Below are 19,342 nucleotides of genomic sequence, written 5' to 3' on the forward strand. Positions count from 1 at the left end.
AAAACATCGAAAACCGAAGGATGGAGGCCGCAGCATGCAGGATGCCGTATATTTGTTTCATCCGAATTTTTTGAATTACCGCTTCGGCCAGGATCATCCGTTCGATCAGCGCCGAATTACGCTGACGCGCGATCTGCTGCGGACGGCGGGAGCTTTTCCTTCGGAAGCGGAAATACTGCCGGTCGACCGGCTCGATGAGGAACTGCTGCATGCGGTGCATGTGCCCGAATACGTCGAGCGGGTCAAGGCGCTCAGCGAAGCGGAGCCGGACGGTCGTTTGATTACCGAAGCGCAAAAATACGGTCTCGATTCCGAAGACACGCCGTTTTTTCCGGGAATGCACCGAAGCGCCGAGATTGTCGCGGCGGCTTCGGTGGCGGCGGCGAAGCTGGTCATGGACGGCGACGCGCGGCACGCGGTCAATCTCGCCGGCGGGCTGCACCATGCGATGCCGCAGCGCGGTTCCGGATTTTGCGTGTATAACGACGCGTCGATCGCCATTTCTTTTATCCGCAAACAGTACGGTGCGCGGGTGCTGTACGTGGATACCGACGTGCATCACGGGGACGGGGTGGAAATGTCGTTTTACAGCGATCCCGGCGTCTACACCTATTCCATTCACGAGACGGGCAAATACCTGTTTCCCGGCACGGGTCTGGTGGAGCAGCGGGGAGAAGGCGAAGGGTTCGGCTGCACGGTCAATCTGCCGATGGAGCCGTACACGGAAGACGATTCGTGGCTGGAATGTTTCGGCAGCGTGCTGGACGACGTGCTGCGCAAGGCGAAGCCGGACATCATCGTCAGCCAGCACGGCTGCGACGCCCATGCTCTCGATCCGATGGCGCACGTCCACTGCTCGATGAAGATCTACCGCGAGATGCCGAAAATGCTGCACGAAGCGGCGCACGCTTACTGCGGCGGACGCTGGGTGGCGCTCGGAGGAGGAGGCTACGACATTTGGCGTGTCGTGCCGAGAGCATGGGCGCTGCTGTGGATGGAGATGAGCGGGCATCCGCTGCTCGGGAAGATCGACGCCGACCCGGCGCTGCGGCTGCCGCGCGAGTGGCTGGAACGGTGGGGACCGGAAAGTCCCGAACCGCTGCCAGAGACGTGGCTCGACGACACGTCGCAGTGGGCGCCGATGCCGAGACGGGCGGAGATCGAGGAGAAGAACCGCCGCGCGGCGGAGCTGGCGGCCATGTATTTGCGTTAAAAAGTTTGCGTTAAAAGTCTTTGCGATAAAAGCGGCTGCCTAAAAGGCAGACGGCGGATAAAAAGCAGCCCCCGTTTCACGAATGTGAAGCGGGGGCTTTTTGCGCGTCGATCGGGCAGGAGCGGGACTGGCGGGAAGGAGCCGTTTCGTTTCGGCGAATTTGCGAGCCTGTCTTCTGACGCTCGGTCGGCCGCCGGCACGAAAAGCGGCGCAAGCGTATAAAGGCCCGCCCTTTCAGCTGAACCTCGAATACAGCCGCCAAACCAGCTCGCGCCGGCTTTTGGTGCCGGTCTTGCGGAAAACGGACTTCAGATGGTCCTGCAGCGTATATTCGGACATGTGAAGCGACAGCGCGGCTTCCTTGCCCGAAAGTCCCTGAACGATCCGCTCCACGACTTCGCGTTCCCGTTCGGTCAGACCGAAGCTCTCGGACAGTATCGGCAGGATTTCCGCCGGGCGGGCGCGCTCGACGGTGACGGCGAGCTGGGTTTCGACGGACGGGGTCTCCATCCGGCTGGCGCGGATGGAGACGTAGCCGCCGCCGGGCACGGGGACGCAGACCCATGCGGCCTGGTCGGCGGGGGAGCCGTCCTGCGGAGACGGCGACAGGGCGCGGGCGCAGACCGCGCGGACCGGACGCGGCATAACGTCCGGTTCGATGCGCTCGGCGCCGCGCAGCACGGCGAGCCAGCTGTCGGCCGAGCCGTTCGCGGCCAGCAGCCGCAGGCGGTCCGACAGCACGAATACGCCGGATTCGCGCGGCAGCGGAAGCGGCTGCCCGGCGGGGTTCTCCGACCCTTCTTCGTCGGAGAACCCCGCCTGCCGCAGATAGGCGGCCATCTGCGGCAGCAGCGCCGCCACGAGGCGCACCTCGTCCTCCGTGAACGGAGGACGGTCCTGCCGGCGCAGCAGGGACAGATGGCCGCAGCGCCGGCCGCGCGCCGTCAGCACGGCGCGCAGCTCGTCGCCGAAGCCTGCCGGTGCCAAGATGTCGCGGAAGCGGCTGCTCCGCTCCGGCTGCCCGCCGGAAGCGAGGGTCAGTCCCGCGGCCGGAATCTTCGCGGACGCGAGCTCGTTGTAGCGGTTATAATCGTCGCCGCGGTATTCGTAATCGAACAGGCGGGGATGAATCGCTTCGACGGCCGAGTCGGTTACCGAACCGGTACTGAGTCCGGTGTCGCCGTCCACGCCGGTGAAGCAGGCGCCGTCGAACGGCACCGCGCCGGCAAGCAGGGACAGGCAGGCGCTGCGGTAAGCGCGCGGGGACGGAAAATTGTCCGCTACCCGATGCAGCTTGCCGGACAGGCGGCTTATCGTATGATCCATAACCTTCCTCCTTGCAGTTCCCGGATTTCTGGGATGGGCATTCCGCCGTTTTTTCGAAATAATGAAAGCCGGTACGTTGACCGCTTCGATATGAACGTCTCGCAGATTTAAAACGGTCAACGTACCTGTTCCAGCCTGCCGACTTCATTATCCGTTATCCTGTCCTGCTTTTTCAATGCCGGGGAGGAAAGCGGCGGCGCGCCGCCTCGCAGCCTTCGGATCTGTCGGCTGCCGGGCCGCGCGCCGGCGAAGCGGCGTCGATCATAAATGCGAAGGAGTGCCTGCTTATGAAAAACGAAAAGACGGAAAGCTTCCGTATCCGCAACCCCGCGCGTTCCCGAGCGTTGTCGGCGGCCCCGGCCCCCGACCAAGCCATGAGCTGGGAACATCCTGACGCGGCGCGTTATTCGGCCGCGATCTCGGCCAAAATTCCCGGCCATGCCGATCTGTACGGAATGGGAGTACGGCTGCTGCGCGAGATCGCCGACCGGCTGAAGCCGGGCGCGCCGCTGCTGCTGGCTTCGCTGAACGCGGACTTCGATTGTCCCGTTTACCCGGCGGTCATGGAAGCTTGGCGTACGCATATGCTGGACGGAGGCGTGCCGGAAGAAGAATGGCTGCGCTTCGCGGCTTCGCTCGGACCGAAGTCCGATCCGATTCCGGTTCCGGTCGTCGAGCGGCTGCTCGAAGAATGCGGCTTCGGCCCGGCGGTGCGCTATTTCGGGTCTTTCCTGATCGACGGATGGCTGACTTGCAGAAACGGGGAGGAAGCAAGATGAACAAACGGCAAACGATGCGGGAAAAAGGCGAAAAAGAAGGCGGCGGTCCGGGCGGTTCGAAAAGCGCCGCAGGCATCGGCCTTTCCGCGGCGGCGCACGAACATCGGCGGCAAGAAGCGGTGCCGTTCAAGACCGATATCGTGGTGATCGGCGGTTACGGCAGCGTCGGACGGACAGTCAGCAGGCTGCTGGCGGAGCGTTTTCCCGGCCGCGTCTACGCGGCGGGGCGCAGCTTCGACGCGGCCGCGCGGTTCGCCGAAGAAACGGGCGGCGCGGTAAAGCCGCTGCGCTGGGAGATCGGTCCGCAGGCGGTCGAATACGATCTGTCCGCCGTTAGGCTGATCGTGATGTGCCTCGATCAGGATCACCCCGCTCTGGTTCGCCGATGCCTGGAAGAAGGCACGCAGTATCTCGATATTACGGCCAAAGCCGATTTTCTGCTGGAGGCCGGCCGCCTGAACGTGCGCGAGCCGCGTTCGGCCGCGCTGTTGAGCGTCGGCCTGGCGCCGGGTCTGACCAATCTGCTCGCCGCCAAGGCCTCCAAGGCGCTGGAACGGACGGAGCGAATCGAAATCTCGCTGATGCTGGGTCTCGGCGAGCGTCACGGCCGCGCGGCGATCGAATGGACGATCGACCGGATGGGCGCCAGCTTCGAAGCGCCGGTCGAAGGAACCCTGCGCGGCGTCCGTTCCATGACCGATGGACGGACCGTCGATTTCGGCGGCGAAACGGGCCGCAAGCGCGTCTATCGCTTTCCCTTCTCCGACCAGCTCACCCTGCCCGGCACCCTCGGCGCGGCGGACGTGTCGACACGGCTGGGCTTCGACGTGAACGGCGCCGCCCGCGCCGCCTCCGTGCTGCGCCGTCTCGGCGTGTTCGCGCTGCTGCGCTGCAAGCCGCTGCGCAGCGCTGCCGCGGACCTGGCCGGCAGGCTGCACGTCGGCAGCGAGCGCTTCGCCGTCCGCGCGACCGCCTACGGCCTGCAGTGCGGCCGTCCGGCTCAGGCGCACTGTACGGTCCGCGGCGTCCGTCAATCGGATATGACCGCCCGAGTCGCCGCCCATGCGGCCGAAGCGCTGCTCTCGCGTCCGCACCTGCGCGGCGTCCTGCATCTGGAAGAACTGCTGGACGCGGACTCTCTCTGGTCCGCGGTCCGGACGGAAACCTCGTCCGAGCTGGAATTCGGACAGCGCGCCGAACCCTTCGGCGGCGCGGCGGCCGCCCCGCCGGTTTCCCGCGGCGGCGTCTGAAGCTCGGTCGATCGATTGCCCGCTTCTCGCGTGGGTGTATAATAATACCCATGGAGACAGAAAGGTGGCGGATATGCATGCAGGGCAAACTGCTTATCGGCGGACAATGGATCACGACCGCCGAACAAATCGAAGTCAGAAATCCGGCGAACGGAGAAACGGTCGGTTACGCGGCGCACGCGACGGAAGCCGATGCACGGGCCGCGGCGGACGCGGCTTACGCCGCTTTTCCCGCATGGGCGGCGCTGACCGCGCAGCGGCGCGGCGAGCTGCTGCTCAACTGGAACGCGCTGATCGCGGAGCATCGGGAAGAGCTGGCGCGCATCATGACGCTGGAGCAAGGCAAGCCTTTGCGCGAAGCGGCGGGCGAGATCGATTACGCCAACAGCTTCGTGCAGTGGTATGCCGAGGAAGGCAAGCGGGTCTACGGCGAGACGATTCCGGCTTCGTCGGCGAACAAGCGTCTGTTCGTCATCAAGCAGCCGGTCGGCGTGGCCGCGATGATCACGCCGTGGAATTTCCCGGCGTCGATGATCACGCGCAAAGCCGCGCCCGCGCTGGCCGCGGGCTGCACCGTCGTGATCAAGCCGTCCGAAGAGACGCCGTTCACGGCGCTTCGTCTGGCCGAATTGGCGCAGGAAGCGGGCTTCCCGGCCGGCGTCATCAACGTGGTGACCGGGAAGCCGGGCGAGATCGGGGGCGTCTGGCAGCGCGACGCGAGGGTGCGCAAGCTGTCTTTTACCGGATCCACCCGGGTAGGCAAAGAGCTGATGAAAGGCGCGGCGGACACAATGAAAAAATTGTCTCTGGAGCTGGGCGGCCACGCGCCGTTCATCGTGACGGAACATGCCGATTTGGAACGCGCCGCGGACGGCATGATCGCGTCCAAGTTTCGCAACGGCGGCCAGACCTGCGTCTGCACGAACCGGGTCTACGTGCACGAGAGCGTCGCCGGCCGGTTCGCGGAGCTTGCCGCAGCCAAGGCGGCTTCGCTCAAGGTCGGCAGCGGCCTGGACGAAGGCACCGACATCGGCCCGCTGATCAACGAAGCGGCCGTGGACAAGGTGCTGGCCCAGATCGACGATGCCCGGACCAAAGGGGCGCGGGTGCTGACCGGCGGGGAACGCGACCGCGAAGCGGGCAGCGGACATTTCGTCCGGCCGACGCTGATCGCGGATGCCACCGACGACATGCTGTGCATGAACGAAGAAACGTTCGGTCCGCTGGCGCCGATATCGACGTTCCGCACGATCGACGAAGTCATCGAACGCGCCAATCGCAGTCCGTACGGGTTGGCCGCTTACGTGTTCACCGAAAAGATCGGCGAAGCGGTGAAGATCGCCGAACAGTTGGAATTCGGCATCGTCGGCCTGAACGACCCGCTGCCGTCCACCGCGCAGGCGCCGTTCGGCGGTTTCAAAGAAAGCGGCGTCGGCCGGGAAGGCGGCCGTTACGGCATCGAAGAGTACCTGGAGGTCAAATATATTTCGCTGGGCCTGTAATCGGGCCGGTAGGGGAGCGGGCTTGCATCAGCTTTCCCCGCGGCGTATGCCGGAAGGGCACGTCGAGCGCAGGATCATGGCAGAACAGAAAGGAAAAGCGGCTTCCCGGCGAACGGGAAGACCGCTTTTTTGCGGGGAAGGCCGGACGGCCGTGCATATTCGGTCCCGGTCCGGTACTGAATCATTAACGGAGGTGCTTCATGAAATTCAACGAATTTGCGCTCGGACAGGTTTTCCGTACGAAGTCTGCCGCGGTGACTCTGGAAAGCATTACGGAATTCGCTTCGGTCTACGATCCGCAGTACATGCATCTGGACGCGGAGAAAGCGGCGGCCGGACGCTTCGGCGGCATTATCGCGTCGGGCATTCAAACGATGGCGCTGTCGTTCAAACTGTGGGTGGAGACGGGCGTTTACGGCGAAGAGGTAGTCGCGGGCACGGCCATGAACGATATTCGTTTCATCAAGCCGGTCTATCCGAACGACGAGCTGAGAGTGGAAGCGGAAGTCGTGGGCCTCGACGAGCGGAAAAGAAGCGGCATCGTGACCGTTCTGCTGAACACTTTCAATCATAAAGGGCAAAAGGTATTCAGCGGAGAGCTGTCCGCCCTGGTCGGCAAGTAACAGAAAAGCAATGCTTGCACGCTTACGTGCGCCGCAGCGGTGACAAACTTGTCATTCGATTGTTTCTTGGGAAGGCGGAGCGATCCGCCGGGTTTCTCTACAATGGATAAAGTGATTCTACATATCCCCGCCGATTGCCGGATCGGAAAACGGCCGAGCGACGGCGGCAGAGAAAGGTTTGATCCTCGCATGACTTACGATACCGCCGCTGAAGAATCTTCCGGCAAAGAAGGCTCCGGCAGCGAAGCTTCCGCTCGCGCGGAATCTTCTCGCAAAACTCCGCGTTTGAAAGCCGGCGCAGGCACGCCCGCCGGACGGATCGACGTGCTCGACCAGCTGCGCGGCGTGGCGCTGTTCGCCATTTTCCTGTGCAATCTCATGCATCTGACCGGAGCGTCGCTGGACGAAGCGGACGCGGCCGGCAATTTTCTGCAAAAAGCGATCGACATCGTGTTCGGCAACAGCGCCCGTCCGCTCTTTTCGTTCATGTTCGGGATCAGCATGATGCTGATCTTCGACGCCGCCGTCCGCCGCGGGCGCCGGCCTTACCCGATGCTGCTGCGGCGAATGGTCTTGCTGCTGCTGTTCGGCGCGCTGCACGTCTTCGCCGTATGGGACGGCGACATCCTGTTCATGTACGCGCTGGACGGCTTCATGCTGCTGCTGTTCCTGTGGATGCCGAAGCCGCTGCTTCTGCTGTCGGGGATTCTGCTGTTTTTCGTGTCGTCTTACGAGATTCAGGCGGCCATGCCTTCGTGGCTCGCTTCCCGGATACAGGCGATGACGCCGGCGACCTGGCTGTACGAGGGCGTCACGCGGCTTCCGAACCCCGACGTTTTCTTCTCGAATTCTTACGTGACTACAAGCTTCGGCGAACTGGTGCTGGCGACCGAGCATTTGACCTTTTTCCTGTTCGGTATGTATGCTTATCGCAGCGGGCTGTTCGTCCGTCTGCCCAAGCATCCGAGGCTGGCTGCGGCGCTGGGGGCGGCGCTGCTTCTGATAGGCTGGAGCGGAAAATATGCGTACAGCGGCGGGGCCGAGAACGCATGGATCACGACGCTGCACCCTGCCGCCTGCTTCGCGGTAACGATCGGCGCCGTGCTGCTCGTCGTCGGACTGGCCGGCGTCGAAGGCTCCCCGGGATCGCGTCTGCTGGAGCCGTTCCGAGCCGTGGGCCGAATGGCGTTCACTAACTATTTGATGCAGTCGTTGGTATTCGTTACGCTGTTCAAGGCTTCGGGCGAAGGCATCTTCGCCTCGTTCGGCGTGATCGGCAGCCTGCCGCTGACCGCCGTCGTGCCGATCGGCATCGTCTTTTTCGCGCTGCAGATGACGTTCAGCCATTATTGGCTCCGCAGCTTCCGCTACGGTCCGTTCGAATGGCTGTGGAGAGCCGGAACGAATCTGGAGCTGCCGCCGTTCAAAAAACGTGCGCTTTCGGGGAAAGATGCGGAGAGCCGGCAGTCGGCCTGAGCGCCGGGCTGCCGCTTTCCTGCGGACGCCTTGTCGCGAAAAGGAGGAAACCTGTATGAATCAGGAGGAATACGGCCTATATTTGCTCGGTTTGATCGAAGAAGAGCCCTACGGGGAAAACGGAGTGACGGAAGACGATCTGTTCGGTTATTTCCAATCGTTCATGCCGGGAGGGACAGGCGTGGAAAAAGTGTTCGAACCTTTGGAAAACGGCAAGGAACTGCTGAAACGCATCCGCCCGGTTTATGACATGCTGGATCCCGCCGATTTCGAAGGCGAAGCCGTGCCCGGCTACTTCAACGGCGGCCGACAGGACGCGGCGAAAGAACGGTTGGAAGAGCTGGGCCGCGAGCTGATCGGAGGGCTGCGCCGGATATTCGCGATGGCGCCGGAGCTGGCGGAAGAAGCCGACCGGGTTCTGGCGGATATTGCGGAGGTCGAAGTGCTGAAGCCGGGCGCCGTCGCGCCGATCCTGGGCGATTTCGAAGCGGAAGATGACGAAGGAAGCCTGATTTACGAAACGCTGAGCGACCTGATCGCCGAACATACCGATTACGAAGAAGCGCCGGCCATTTTGAGCGAGGCTTATTATTCGATCGGCTGCGATTACTGGCTCTCCTATTATTTGCAGTGGCCGAGATACCGGGGACTGCAGTCGGCCGGCGATCCGCTTCGTGCGTATGCGGAGCTGTACATACTCGGCTATCACGTCGTTTTTCAACAAGCAAAGCTGCTTATCGGGCGCCGATGACCGGCCCTTTCGGTCCATACCGCTTTTTGTGCTCGTCCGAGGCAAACGGTTACGGCAAAAACGCCGCTCCCGCCGAATCGATTCGGCGGAGAAGCGGCGTTTTTGGCGTTCGGCGTTCACGTCGGCTTCGAAGCCGGCTTTCATCATATCGGTTCCGGATCGCGCCGGCTGTCCGTGTATACCGCGATCAGAATGACGGCCGGCTCGGCGTCTTCGTTCCAGACGCGGTGCGGGACGCAGGCGTTCCAGCTGAACGCGTCGCCTTCGCTCAGGCGGTACACGTCTTCGCCCTGTTGGGCGGTCACCGATCCTCGGACGACCATGTGGACTTCTTCTCCTTCATGCGCGTGCGGCACGTCGCCGGAGGCCGCTCCGGGAGCCAGTTCCACGATCGTCATCCGCATATGCGGCGTGCGGCCGATATGAGAAACGCGAACCTGTTCGGTACCGCCCGACGTCTGGCGCCGTTCGGTTTTGCGAACGACCTGCATCCGTTCTTCTTTTTTGAGCAGCAGGTAGGCCAGCGGCACGTCGAGCGCCGAAGCGATCTGCTCGAGCGTCGAGATGGACGGGGACGTTTTGTCGTTTTCCACCTGGCTCATAAACCCCTGCGACAGACCGGTCGCCGCGCAAATCGAAGCGATGGTAATGCCTTTGCGTTTGCGAATTTTACGAATGTTGGAACCGAGATCCATCTTCATCGCTCCTTTCTGCTTGTTCGTTCCTTATCCTAACAAGTTTCGTCCCGGTTCGCCAGCTTCGCTGCCCGGGAGAGGAGGCCGCGCGGGCAGAAGCAAAAAAGAACGCGGGGGGTATAGTTAGAGCAGGAACGAAAAAAAGGGAGGCATCGGAAACATGGATACGGGATTGAAAGGAAAGTCGGTATTCGTCGCCGCGGCGAGCAAAGGACTCGGCCGCGCAGCCGCGCTCGAGTTTGCCCGCGAAGGGGCGAACGTGACGATTGCGAGCCGGAGCGCGGAGCATCTGTCGGAGGCGAAGCGGGCGATCGGGGAAGCGACGGGAACGGCCGTGAACACGGTCGTCATGGACGCGGGCAAAGAGGAGGACGTGCGCCGGGCGATCGGAGAAGCGGCGGAAGCGCTCGGCGGACTCGACGTGCTGGTCTGTAATGCGGGCGGTCCTCCGGGAGGGCGCTTCGACGACTTTTCGGATCGCGATTGGCAGGCGGCGTACGAACTGAATCTGCTCGGCACGATCCGAATGATCCGAGAAGCGCTGCCGCATATGCGCAGATCGGGCGGCGGTCGGATCGTAACTCTCACGTCGACTTCGATCAAGCAGCCGATCGACGGCTTGATTCTGTCTAATGTGTTCCGCGCGGGCGTCAACGCCCTGACGAAAACGCTGGCGGCCGAATTGGCGCCGGACGGCATCTTGGTCAATACGGTGGCGCCGGGACGGATCGCGACCGGCCGGATTCGGGAGCTGGACGAAGCGAACGCGAAAAAAAGCGGCCGCCCCCTGCAAGAAATCCAAGCGGAGAACGAGCGCTCGATTCCGCTCGGACGCCTCGGACAGCCCGACGAATTCGGACGGGCCGTCGTCTTTTACGGATCGTTCGCCAACACGTACGCGACGGGACAGGCAATTCTCGTCGACGGCGGAGCGATCAAGGCGCTTTGAAGGGAGACGCTGCGTAAAAAATCCATTTTTTTCAAGAGAATTGAAATATATTTCAAGTTGATATCGCTTACAATGGGATACCATAAAAACGAAAGGAGGAAATATGTTATCATGGCGGATGGAATCGAGCGAAAAGGAGAGAGAATATGCAGAATAAAAGAAAGCTTCGGCCGGGCCGGCTCGGCCGTGCGGCGTTGGCGGCGGTACTCGGCTTATCCCTTGTCCTTCCGGCTTCGGCCCAGCCCCGTACCGCTTCGGCGGCCGCGGCGAGGACGATTACCATCGATCCGAACCGAACGGTTCAACAGGATTTTCTCGGCGTCGGCGTCAATCTGATGCCTCAGTCGCTGATGGCCAAAACGCAAAGTTACGGGTATTCGGACGCGCACTGGGAAGTCGACCGGAAACGGATTCTGACGACGCAGCCCAAGGTGGCGCGGGTGTGGTTCCAGATCGACTGGATGGAGCCCCAGAAAGGCAAATATACGTGGGACAGTGCCGAAATGAAAGCTTTCTATACGTATCTTGACGCATTCAAGGAAGCCGGCACGGAAGTGGAACTCAATTTCGGCTGGAAGATCGGCAGCAAAGCGCACGGCTGGTTCGGAATCGAAGGACAGGACGCGACGAAGAGCGCTCCGGCCGACCTCGACGCTTACGGCCGCTCCGCTTCCGCGCTGCTCAACGAGCTGCTGAACAAGCGCGGGTACGATAATGTGAAGTACTTAACCTTCTATAACGAACCCAACGGAAACTGGGACTTCGAAGCGCCGGGGGACCAAAAAGCGTATTATGCGAAAATGGCCGCCAAAGTCAGCGAGCAGCTGAAAAAGGACGGACTGCGCGAGCGCATCGACATCTGGGGGCCGGAGGAAGTGAACGCGCCGGACTGGACGGCTTACATGCAGCAGAACGCGGGCGAACATTTCGATGCATACAGCTTCCACGTCTACGGCGCGGGTTACGATAATTTGGACGACGCGATCAAGCTCAGAAAGGACGCGGCGGCCGGCAAGCCGGTCAATCTCACGGAGTTCGGCTGGAGATATGACGACGTCAGCGGCTGGGATTCGGGCTTTGCCAACAACGTGATCCAGGCCGCCAATTCCGGCGCAAGCTCGGCGCTCGTCTGGCAAATGACCGGCGTATGGGCCGCCGACCCGGAAGGGGACGTGAACGGCGGATTCACGATGTGGGATTCCAACGTGATGGGGCTTCGGCCGAACCGGGCCTTTTACGCCGCTTCGCTGCTCAACCGTTACGTCCCCGAGCACAGCACGGTAATCGGGACGAAGACGAGCGCGGCCGATATCCGGGCGGCGGCGTTCAAGACCGAGTCCGGCGATTACGCCGTACTGGTCGAGAGCAAGGGCGGCGAAGCGAAAGAAATCACGTTTGATTTCGGCGGCACGAACGTGAACAAAACGTTCTACAAGCACGAATATACCGACGATATCGCCCTGGAGGGCAATGCGATCGTGCCGCCCGTATCGGGGACGTTCAAAGCGGGGCGTTCGTTCCGCGACACGGGCGGCGAGACCGATTATTCGTTCGCGGTTTATACGACGGAAAAGCCGCAAACCCAGGTGCAGGTCACGCCGGTCGATCCTTATGTCGCAGGCGGTGAAACGATTCAATTAAATGCCAAGGTCATCGACGGAAGCGGCGGAGTCGCCTGGAGCGTGCTCGGCACCGGCAAAGGATCCGTCACTGCCGAAGGCGTTTATACGGCGCCCAAAATCGCCCGGGAGGACTGGGTCGCGGTCAAGGCGCAGAGCGCATCGAATCCGAAAGCTTACGGAATCGCGCTGATCAAAGTGACGCCGATGAACGAAAACGGGCGCGCCGCGGCTCCATCGTTCAGCTTGAAGCACGGCATTTATCCGTCCTCCGAAGCGGTGCGCATCTCCAGCGCGACGCCGGGCGCGGAAATTCGCTACACGCTGAACGGCAGCGACCCGACGGCTTCTTCTTCGCTGTACGGCGGGCCGATTATTCTGCCGGAAGGTTCGACTCGGACGCTGAAGGCGATCGCCGTCAAGCCGGGATTGAAAAATTCCGCCGTCAGTTCGTCGCTCTACCGGACGCAGAGCGTTGCGTTCGGACCCGAAGGCTACGAGTTTGCCGGCTACGAAGGCGACACGATCAAGTTCGACGGCACGGCAAGCGTCGCTTACGGCGCGGACGGCCGCTTCGTGTACAAGACGCTGACGGGCGGAGCGAAGCTTAGCGACGAGACGTTCGAAGGAGATCCGGCTCCCGGCTTCGACAAGCGGGGGTATATCAACTTCAACATTCCGAAGCAGACGCCTGTCGTCACGGTATTGAATGCCGGTTTCGAGCGGCCGGGGACGAACGATGCCGCAGGAGGACCGATGAACAACGGTTGGTCGTTCAAGCCGGAATCGGGCGTCCAGGCGAATACGAGCGGATTCAAGCCGCCGGCGGCGCCGGAGGGCAAACAGACCGGCTACCTGAAGACGACCGACGGAGTCGCCGGCGAATTCAGCCAGTCGATCAATTTCCCGGCGGGCCGCTATGTCCTGAACTTCCAAGCCGCCAAGCGGGCGGAATACGGCGATCAGACCTTCGACGTCTGGTTCGACGATACGAAGATCGGATCGTACCGGGTATCGGACAGCACCTTCCGCAGTTACGAAACGGAGGCTTTCGAAGCGACAGACGGACGTCATACCGTCCGGTTTGCGGCGACGAACAAAGAAGGGGACAATACGGCGTTTATCGATACGGTATCCGTCGCGCCGAGCGACAAGCCGCTGCCCGAAGCGCCGGGCGGGGAACCGGATACGGCGGTGCTGGCTAACGGCAGCTTCGAAGATCCGGTAACGGCGAAGGTACGCTGGAACTTCACCGGCGGAGGATGGACGTTCAATGCGACGTCGGGCATTCAGCGCAACGGCAGCGATTTTTCGGCGGAGCCGGCTCCGGACGGCGCGCAGACCGCCTATCTGCAGACGAACGGGACGCGGGGCGAATTCAGCCGGACGGTCGATCTGCCGGCCGGACGCTACAAGCTGGTCTTCCAGGCGGCGCAGCGAGCCCGATTCGGCGGCATTCAAACGTTCGACGTCTTCTTCGACGACGCGAAGATCGGTTCGTTCAAACCTTCCTCCGGAACTTTCGAAGCGTTGGAAACGGATGTCTTCGCCGCTTCTTCGGGCAGCCACCGGATCCGGTTCGCGGCTTCGACGACGGACGGAGACAATACGGCCTTTATCGACGATATCAAGCTGATTCGCGAAGAAGGCCAGCCGGGCGGTGCCGCTCTGGCCAACGCCGGTTTCGAAGAGCCTGCGGTCAACGGGGCGCGGTACAACTTCGAAGCGGGCGGATGGACATTCGACAGCCATTCGGGCATTCAGCGCAGCGGCAAGCCTTTCTACGCCGAGAACGCGCCGGAAGGTTCGCAGACCGCTTACTTGAAGACGGATTCGAGCGGAAGCGGCCGATTCGCCCAGACGCTCGATTTCGAGGCGGGCACGTATGCTATTGCTTTCGAGGCTTCGCAGCGGCCGGGATACAGCGGCATCCAGACGTTTGACGTCTACTTGGACGAGAAGAAAATCGGCTCGTTCAAGCCGTCTTCGAGCAAGTTCGAACCGCTTCGAAGCGAAGCGTTTACGGTTTCCGCCGGAAGTCACACGATCCGTTTCGCGGCGACGTCGACAAGCGGCGACAATACCGCCTTCATCGATGACCTCCGAATCGTTCGTACGGACGGAAAACGATAGCCGAACGGGAGAGCCCGCGGCAAAATCCGGCATGCAGGAAAGGAGCCTCCCGGGAGGCTCCTTTTTGACGTCCGTACGCGAAAAAAGCTTCCCCCTTGAAGGAGAAAGCTTTGGACTCGCGTCTTGCTAGAGGCTGGCGAGGGCGCCGATCAAAAGAAGAAGCATGAACAGCGCGCCTCCCAGCAGCGACAAGGAAGTCAGCGAGATGCCCGCGATCGCGTAGCCCGCGCCTCTTGAACTGCGGACGGCGATAATGGACAGGATCAGACCGACGACGGAAAAAACGAGCGAGAGCGGGACCGACAAAATGCCTATTATCGCGACCGCCGCCGGATCGCTGTCCGAAGCGTTCAAAAGCAGAATGAAAGTCGTCGCGATCGACAGCATGCCGGCCAGGCCGAGAATGAATCCCGCCAGAGCCATTCCGTATCGGTACGGCCGGGGAGCCCGGTAGCGTTCGGCGGAACCGGGATACCCGGTCGGATAACCCCTATCCGAATAGGGGGTTCGGTTTTGTTTTTCCAAAGAGTTCGGATTCAAAGGATATGTACCTCCAGTCAAGATGAAGCGGGCCGACGGACGGCCCGGCAAAAAGCGGGCCGCAATCGATCAGGCCGCCATGATGCCGATCAGCACGGCCAGGGAAAGAAAGCCGAAAGCGAGCATGCCCAGCGCGTTCAGACAGATGCCGGCGATAGCGAATTTGGCGCCCCGCGAGCTGCGGACCGCGATGATCGACAGCACGAGTCCCGTAATGCCGGCAATCGCGATCAGCGGAAGCGACAATACCGACAGACCGACCCAAAACGCCAAAAAGTCGTGCTGCGTGGCGAATAAGATAAGCAGCAGCACCGTGCCCGTCGACAATACGCTGAATAAGCCGAGAATGAATCCCGTCAGCGCCATGCCGTAGCGATAAGGACGCGAACGGCGGCCTCCGTCCTGCGGATAAGGGGCGTAGCGGTCCGGTCCGTAGCCGTCCTGCTCGCGATAGAAATCGGGCGGATTTTTGACGGCGAACGGACCTTCTGTTTCCAAATCGAATTGACTCAAGATAGACCTCCTGCAATAGGGTAGCCGAATGGCTTTCCGAACTATTATACAAGAAAATAGGCGTTTATGACGATCAAAATGCGGGATTCGGCAATTATGCTTACTTTTACATAATATTTTTCTTGACACTGACCCATTGGTCATCTAACCTTTAAATGATTTGCATAAGCCGCCTTTCCCTGCTGCCGCAGGGGAATGGCGGTTAAGAACCTTATATGAAAAAGGCGGGGACGAAATGAAAACAATCAATACGAAGTGGGTCGTGGCAGGCCTGCTGCTCAGCATCTTGATGGCCGCGATGGACAACACGATCGTCGCCACCGCCATGGGGACGATCGTTGCCGATCTCGGAGGGCTGAGCCAATTCGTTTGGGTCACGTCCGCTTATATGGTCGCCACGATGGCGGGTATGCCGATCTTCGGCAAGTTGTCCGATATGTACGGACGCAAACGCTTCTTCGTCTTCGGCTTGATCGTCTTCCTGCTCGGCTCGGCGCTGTGCGGACTGGCGCAGACGATGACGCAGCTCAGTCTTTTCCGCGCGGTTCAGGGGATCGGGGGAGGAGCGCTGATGCCTATCGCCTTCACGATTATTTTCGACATGTTCCCGCCCGAGAAGCGGGGCAAGATGACAGGCATGCTGGGCGCGGTATTCGGTCTTTCCAGCGTCCTGGGTCCTCTGCTGGGCGCCTACATTACCGACACGGTCGGTTGGCATTGGGTATTCTACGTCAACGTGCCGATCGGCGTTTTGGCGCTGATCTTCATTGTCGTCTTCTACAAGGAGTCCGCGGTTCACCAGAAGCAGCAGATCGACTGGACGGGCGCCGTCACGCTCGTCGTTTCGATCGTGGCGTTGATGTTCGCGCTGGAACTGGGCGGCGAAGACGGCTACGGCTGGGCTTCGCCGAACATCTTGGCGCTGTTTGCGATCTTTGCGCTGTTTTTTGCGGCATTCGTCTGGGCCGAACGCAGGGCGGCCGACCCGATTCTCCCGTTCTGGCTGTTCAAACGCCGTTTGTTCGCTTCGTCGCAGGTTCTGGCATTCCTGTACGGCGCCACTTTCATTATTTTGACCGTCTACATTCCGCTGTTCGTGCAGGCGGTATACGGCGGTTCCGCGACCAACGCGGGACTGATCTTGACGCCGATGATGCTCGGTTCGGTCGCGGGCAGCGCGCTGGGCGGCATTTTCCAGACGAAAATCCCGTTCCGGCGCCTGATGACCGTCTCCGTCATTTCGTTTTTTGCGGGGATGGCGCTGCTCGCGTTCATGTCGCCGGACACGTCCCGCGTGCTGCTGACCGTCTACATGGTGCTGGCGGGCTTCGGCGTCGGCTTCTCGTTCTCGATGCTTCCGACCGCCTCGATGCATAATTTGGAGCCGAGATACCGCGGAACGGCAAATTCGACGAACTCGTTCCTGCGTTCGTTCGGCATGACGCTCGGCATCACGATCTTCGGCGCGATCCAAAGCAGCGTGTTGGCGAGCCGTCTGAAGGAGGCGTTTGCCGGAGAAGAAGGCGGAGCATCGGCTTTCGGAGGAGGAGATCTGCGGCAGGTGTTCCAGTCCGAGGTACGCTCCCGGATTCCGACGGAAGTGCTGGACAAAATCGTCGACGCGATGTCCGATTCCATTACGTCCATGTTCCTGTACGCGCTGATTCCGATCGCGCTTGCGGCGGTAGCTGTAGCGTTCATGGGCAAGGATAAAGCGGGTTCGTAAACGCCGGAAGAAGAACGGGCGCTACTTTCTTCGCATCAAATCAAAAGGCTGCACCGCATTGTTCGACATGCGTGCAGCCTTTTTGGGATTTCTTTTTCGGCGCGGAGCCTTTGAACGGGTCACCGGGACTCCGTACCGCCGTTCAGCAGGAGAACGACGAGACGGGCGGATGCCGGAAGAGGGGCCGCCGCGTTCGCGAACATGCTCAGGAAGCGCACGGCGCCGTCCGTTTCCGAAAGGCGAAGATCGCTGCCGCTAAAGCCGCCCGAGATTCCGCCGAAGCTGAAGGCGAAATCGCCGATCGGAATCTGCGCGGGTTCGTGCGGCTTGCTGAGGCCGTAAACGTCTTCCAGCCGCTGCAGTTCGCTCGCGGGCGGAAGCTCCGGCAGCCGCTCCGCCGCATGGACGTTCGGAATTTCGCCCGGTGCGCCGGGCAGCATGGTCACCGCTGTCATCGCTGCCGCAAGCAAAAGAGAAACGGCGTACTTGTTCATGTTAAATATGTTCCTCCTTTGTTTTTCGCCGCCAATGCTTCGAGCGCCGTTTTCATTTCGGGTTCCGCTTTTTTGGCCGCGCGGGCCAGCTTTTCTTCTCCGCCGAACAGCCGATGGATGACGGTCTCGCGTTCGTAATCTTCCAAAGGCGTCAGCAGCGGAATCAGCGCTTTCGCAAGCTCGGGCGTCGCGACGGGGTTGTCCTTCAGCGGACGCGCGTTTTGGCCGCCGGCAAGCAGGATGGCGACAAAAACGGGCATCGTCCGTTCGTCCAGCCCGCGCGCCTGCACGAACGCGGCGGCGTAGTCGTCGTGCGCCGACTGATGTTCGGTGTCGACCAGACGCATATAGCGGATCAGCAGCGGATCGTAATCCGTGCTGGCCAATCCGAGGCCCAAAACGGCGTATGTGCCGGGCATCACCGACTTTTCGCCGGGTTCGACGTCGCCGTACCAGGCGAATTCCTCCATCGCCAGTTCGGCGTACTCGGCGATCAGCGGGAATAGGCCCGGATACTGCAGAGCATTGGCGAAAAAACGGTGCAGCGGCGACTTGGCCAATTTTTTCATCGGAAGCAGACGTTTCTCCGAGCTCTTGAGCTTAAGCGAATATTCCTTCGGGAAATCTTGCCGCAGCAGATCGCATACGTATTCCAGCGCTTCGCGGTAAGCCCGCTCTTCTTCCGACGCGATCTTCAGCTCGATCGTCTGCAGCACGTCGTTGGCTTTGCCTTGGAACAGATCGCTCCGGCGCTCGCTTTCGAAGCTGCCGCTGCCGGCCTTCAGATAGCGTTGCGCGGTTTCGGAACCGAGCTGCGCCGCGTAACGGAGATAGTCGAGCCGGCGGTCGCTTTCCGTGTCTCCGATCCGAATCGCCGCGTACAGGAAAAAGTCGAGCCGTCCGTCGTCGACAGGTGGACGCTCGGCCTCCGGCTTGAGTTCGAAACGATAAGCGTACGAATCGAGCGGCAGGAAATAAAGCGGCAAGAACTGCTCTTCGGCCCATTCCTTGAAAGCCCATGCATACTGGCGCCGCCATTCGTTCAGCCGCTCCGGGTGCCCCTGATGCTTGGCGCTCACGGCTTGAAGCAGAGGTTCGATAACGTTCGGATCGGGAGCGACGCTTCCTTCGGGAAGGAAGTCCGGATTGACCAGCAGGCGGGCGAAGAAAAATTCATCCTTGGGTTTGGGACGAGCCGGCGGAGGAGAAAGCACTTTGTCGCGGATAAAGCCGTCCAAAGCCTGCCGCAGCTTCTCCCGCCGCTCTTCGTCGATCAGCGTTTCTTCCAGCTCCAACGCCGGACCGCCGTCCGGGCGCCGGAATTCGAACCGAAGCTTGAAGCGGTAATCGAAAAAGTGCGGCCCCATTTCTCCGGATTGCAGCAGCGTCCTCAACTGCTGCCGCAGGGCGGGCCAAAATTCGTCGACCAGCATGTCGTCGGTCAGCTCTTCTATGTAGGGCCCCAGCTCGAACGTGTAGGCATCGTCGCTCCAGGACAAAGGCTCGTGCACGTCGATCGCCAGATCCACGGGAGGCGCCCCCCATTTTGGAATCCGTCGGACGATCCTGAGGCAGCCGAACGCTCCGGGATGCAGCACGCTCCAGTCTTTCACGTCGTCGAGCTGCCGTTTTTCTTTCGCATAAATGTCGCTCAGCCGTTCCCAGACCTCCCGAAGCAGCCGAGCGGAGAGTTCGTTCATGTCGTTTCCTCCTCGAATGGGTTTTTCCGGTTCGCAAAGAAGGGAAAATAGGT

Annotated in this window: 16 protein-coding genes; 10 read left to right on the forward strand and 6 right to left on the reverse strand. The window is 61.3% G+C overall.

Features of this window, described 5'->3' with window-relative positions; genetic code table 11:
- Positions 1-34 precede the first annotated feature (34 nt).
- Positions 35-1,213, forward strand: a complete 1,179-nt coding sequence (locus GYN08_RS03565) for an acetoin utilization protein AcuC (RefSeq protein ID WP_166272540.1) — start codon at positions 35-37, stop codon at positions 1,211-1,213.
- A 234-nt stretch (positions 1,214-1,447) separates the two neighbouring features.
- Here the strand turns inward: GYN08_RS03565 and GYN08_RS03570 are convergent, their stop codons facing one another.
- Positions 1,448-2,539, reverse strand: coding sequence for a helix-turn-helix transcriptional regulator (locus tag GYN08_RS03570; RefSeq protein ID WP_166272542.1), 1,092 nt, complete (start codon positions 2,537-2,539; stop codon positions 1,448-1,450).
- A gap of 287 nt (positions 2,540-2,826) precedes the next feature.
- Between GYN08_RS03570 and GYN08_RS03575 the strand changes: the two genes are divergently transcribed.
- From GYN08_RS03575 to GYN08_RS03600, 6 genes are all read left to right on the forward strand, one after another.
- Positions 2,827-3,318, forward strand: a complete 492-nt coding sequence (locus GYN08_RS03575) for a hypothetical protein (protein ID WP_166272544.1) — start codon at positions 2,827-2,829, stop codon at positions 3,316-3,318.
- Positions 3,315-4,568: a saccharopine dehydrogenase NADP-binding domain-containing protein gene (locus GYN08_RS03580; protein WP_166272546.1), complete on the forward strand. Its 1,254-nt coding sequence runs from the start codon at positions 3,315-3,317 to the stop codon at positions 4,566-4,568. Before GYN08_RS03575 ends, GYN08_RS03580 begins: the two co-directional genes overlap by 4 nt.
- Before the next feature lie 77 nt (positions 4,569-4,645).
- Positions 4,646-6,070: an NAD-dependent succinate-semialdehyde dehydrogenase gene (locus tag GYN08_RS03585; RefSeq protein WP_328802733.1), complete on the forward strand. Its 1,425-nt coding sequence runs from the start codon at positions 4,646-4,648 to the stop codon at positions 6,068-6,070.
- 200 nt (positions 6,071-6,270) lie between these two features.
- Positions 6,271-6,693 carry a MaoC family dehydratase gene (locus GYN08_RS03590; RefSeq protein ID WP_166272550.1) on the forward strand — a complete coding sequence of 141 codons (423 nt, stop codon included), beginning with the start codon at positions 6,271-6,273 and terminating at the stop codon, positions 6,691-6,693.
- 189 nt (positions 6,694-6,882) lie between these two features.
- The gene (locus tag GYN08_RS03595) at positions 6,883-8,169 is read left to right on the forward strand and encodes a DUF418 domain-containing protein (protein ID WP_166272552.1); all 1,287 of its coding nucleotides are present in this window, start codon (positions 6,883-6,885) and stop codon (positions 8,167-8,169) included.
- A 55-nt stretch (positions 8,170-8,224) separates the two neighbouring features.
- Positions 8,225-8,920: a hypothetical protein gene (locus GYN08_RS03600; RefSeq protein WP_166272554.1), complete on the forward strand. Its 696-nt coding sequence runs from the start codon at positions 8,225-8,227 to the stop codon at positions 8,918-8,920.
- A 143-nt stretch (positions 8,921-9,063) separates the two neighbouring features.
- On the opposite strand, the gene GYN08_RS03605 is transcribed toward GYN08_RS03600, so the two are convergent.
- Positions 9,064-9,615: a helix-turn-helix domain-containing protein gene (locus GYN08_RS03605; RefSeq protein WP_166272556.1), complete on the reverse strand. Its 552-nt coding sequence runs from the start codon at positions 9,613-9,615 to the stop codon at positions 9,064-9,066.
- 160 nt (positions 9,616-9,775) lie between these two features.
- Between GYN08_RS03605 and GYN08_RS03610 the strand changes: the two genes are divergently transcribed.
- On the forward strand, positions 9,776-10,564 hold the full coding sequence (locus GYN08_RS03610) for an SDR family oxidoreductase (protein ID WP_166272558.1): 789 nt from the start codon (positions 9,776-9,778) through the stop codon (positions 10,562-10,564).
- 146 nt (positions 10,565-10,710) lie between these two features.
- Positions 10,711-14,316 carry a chitobiase/beta-hexosaminidase C-terminal domain-containing protein gene (locus GYN08_RS03615; RefSeq protein WP_166272560.1) on the forward strand — a complete coding sequence of 1,202 codons (3,606 nt, stop codon included), beginning with the start codon at positions 10,711-10,713 and terminating at the stop codon, positions 14,314-14,316.
- 126 nt (positions 14,317-14,442) lie between these two features.
- On the opposite strand, the gene GYN08_RS03620 is transcribed toward GYN08_RS03615, so the two are convergent.
- Together GYN08_RS03620 and GYN08_RS03625 are read right to left on the reverse strand one after the other, a co-directional pair.
- Complete coding sequence (locus tag GYN08_RS03620) at positions 14,443-14,856, reverse strand: hypothetical protein (protein WP_166272562.1); 414 nt, start codon at positions 14,854-14,856, stop codon at positions 14,443-14,445.
- Positions 14,857-14,925: 69 nt separating this feature from the next.
- Positions 14,926-15,369 (reverse strand): hypothetical protein, encoded by a 444-nt coding sequence (locus tag GYN08_RS03625; RefSeq protein ID WP_166272564.1) that lies wholly within the window; start codon positions 15,367-15,369, stop codon positions 14,926-14,928.
- Positions 15,370-15,604: 235 nt separating this feature from the next.
- Here GYN08_RS03625 and GYN08_RS03630 point away from each other — a divergent pair, with 235 nt between their 5' ends.
- Entirely contained in the window at positions 15,605-17,095 is a 1,491-nt protein-coding gene (locus GYN08_RS03630; protein WP_166272566.1) for an MDR family MFS transporter, read from the forward strand.
- Positions 17,096-17,214: 119 nt separating this feature from the next.
- Here the strand turns inward: GYN08_RS03630 and GYN08_RS03635 are convergent, their stop codons facing one another.
- Positions 17,215-17,589 carry a hypothetical protein gene (locus tag GYN08_RS03635; RefSeq protein WP_166272568.1) on the reverse strand — a complete coding sequence of 125 codons (375 nt, stop codon included), beginning with the start codon at positions 17,587-17,589 and terminating at the stop codon, positions 17,215-17,217.
- Entirely contained in the window at positions 17,586-19,289 is a 1,704-nt protein-coding gene (locus GYN08_RS03640; protein WP_166272570.1) for a DUF6138 family protein, read from the reverse strand. Before GYN08_RS03640 ends, GYN08_RS03635 begins: the two co-directional genes overlap by 4 nt.
- Between the last annotated feature and the right edge of the window lie 53 nt (positions 19,290-19,342).

The sequence above is a fragment of the Saccharibacillus alkalitolerans genome (assembly GCF_011090185.1).
Classification (GTDB): domain Bacteria; phylum Bacillota; class Bacilli; order Paenibacillales; family Paenibacillaceae; genus Saccharibacillus; species Saccharibacillus alkalitolerans.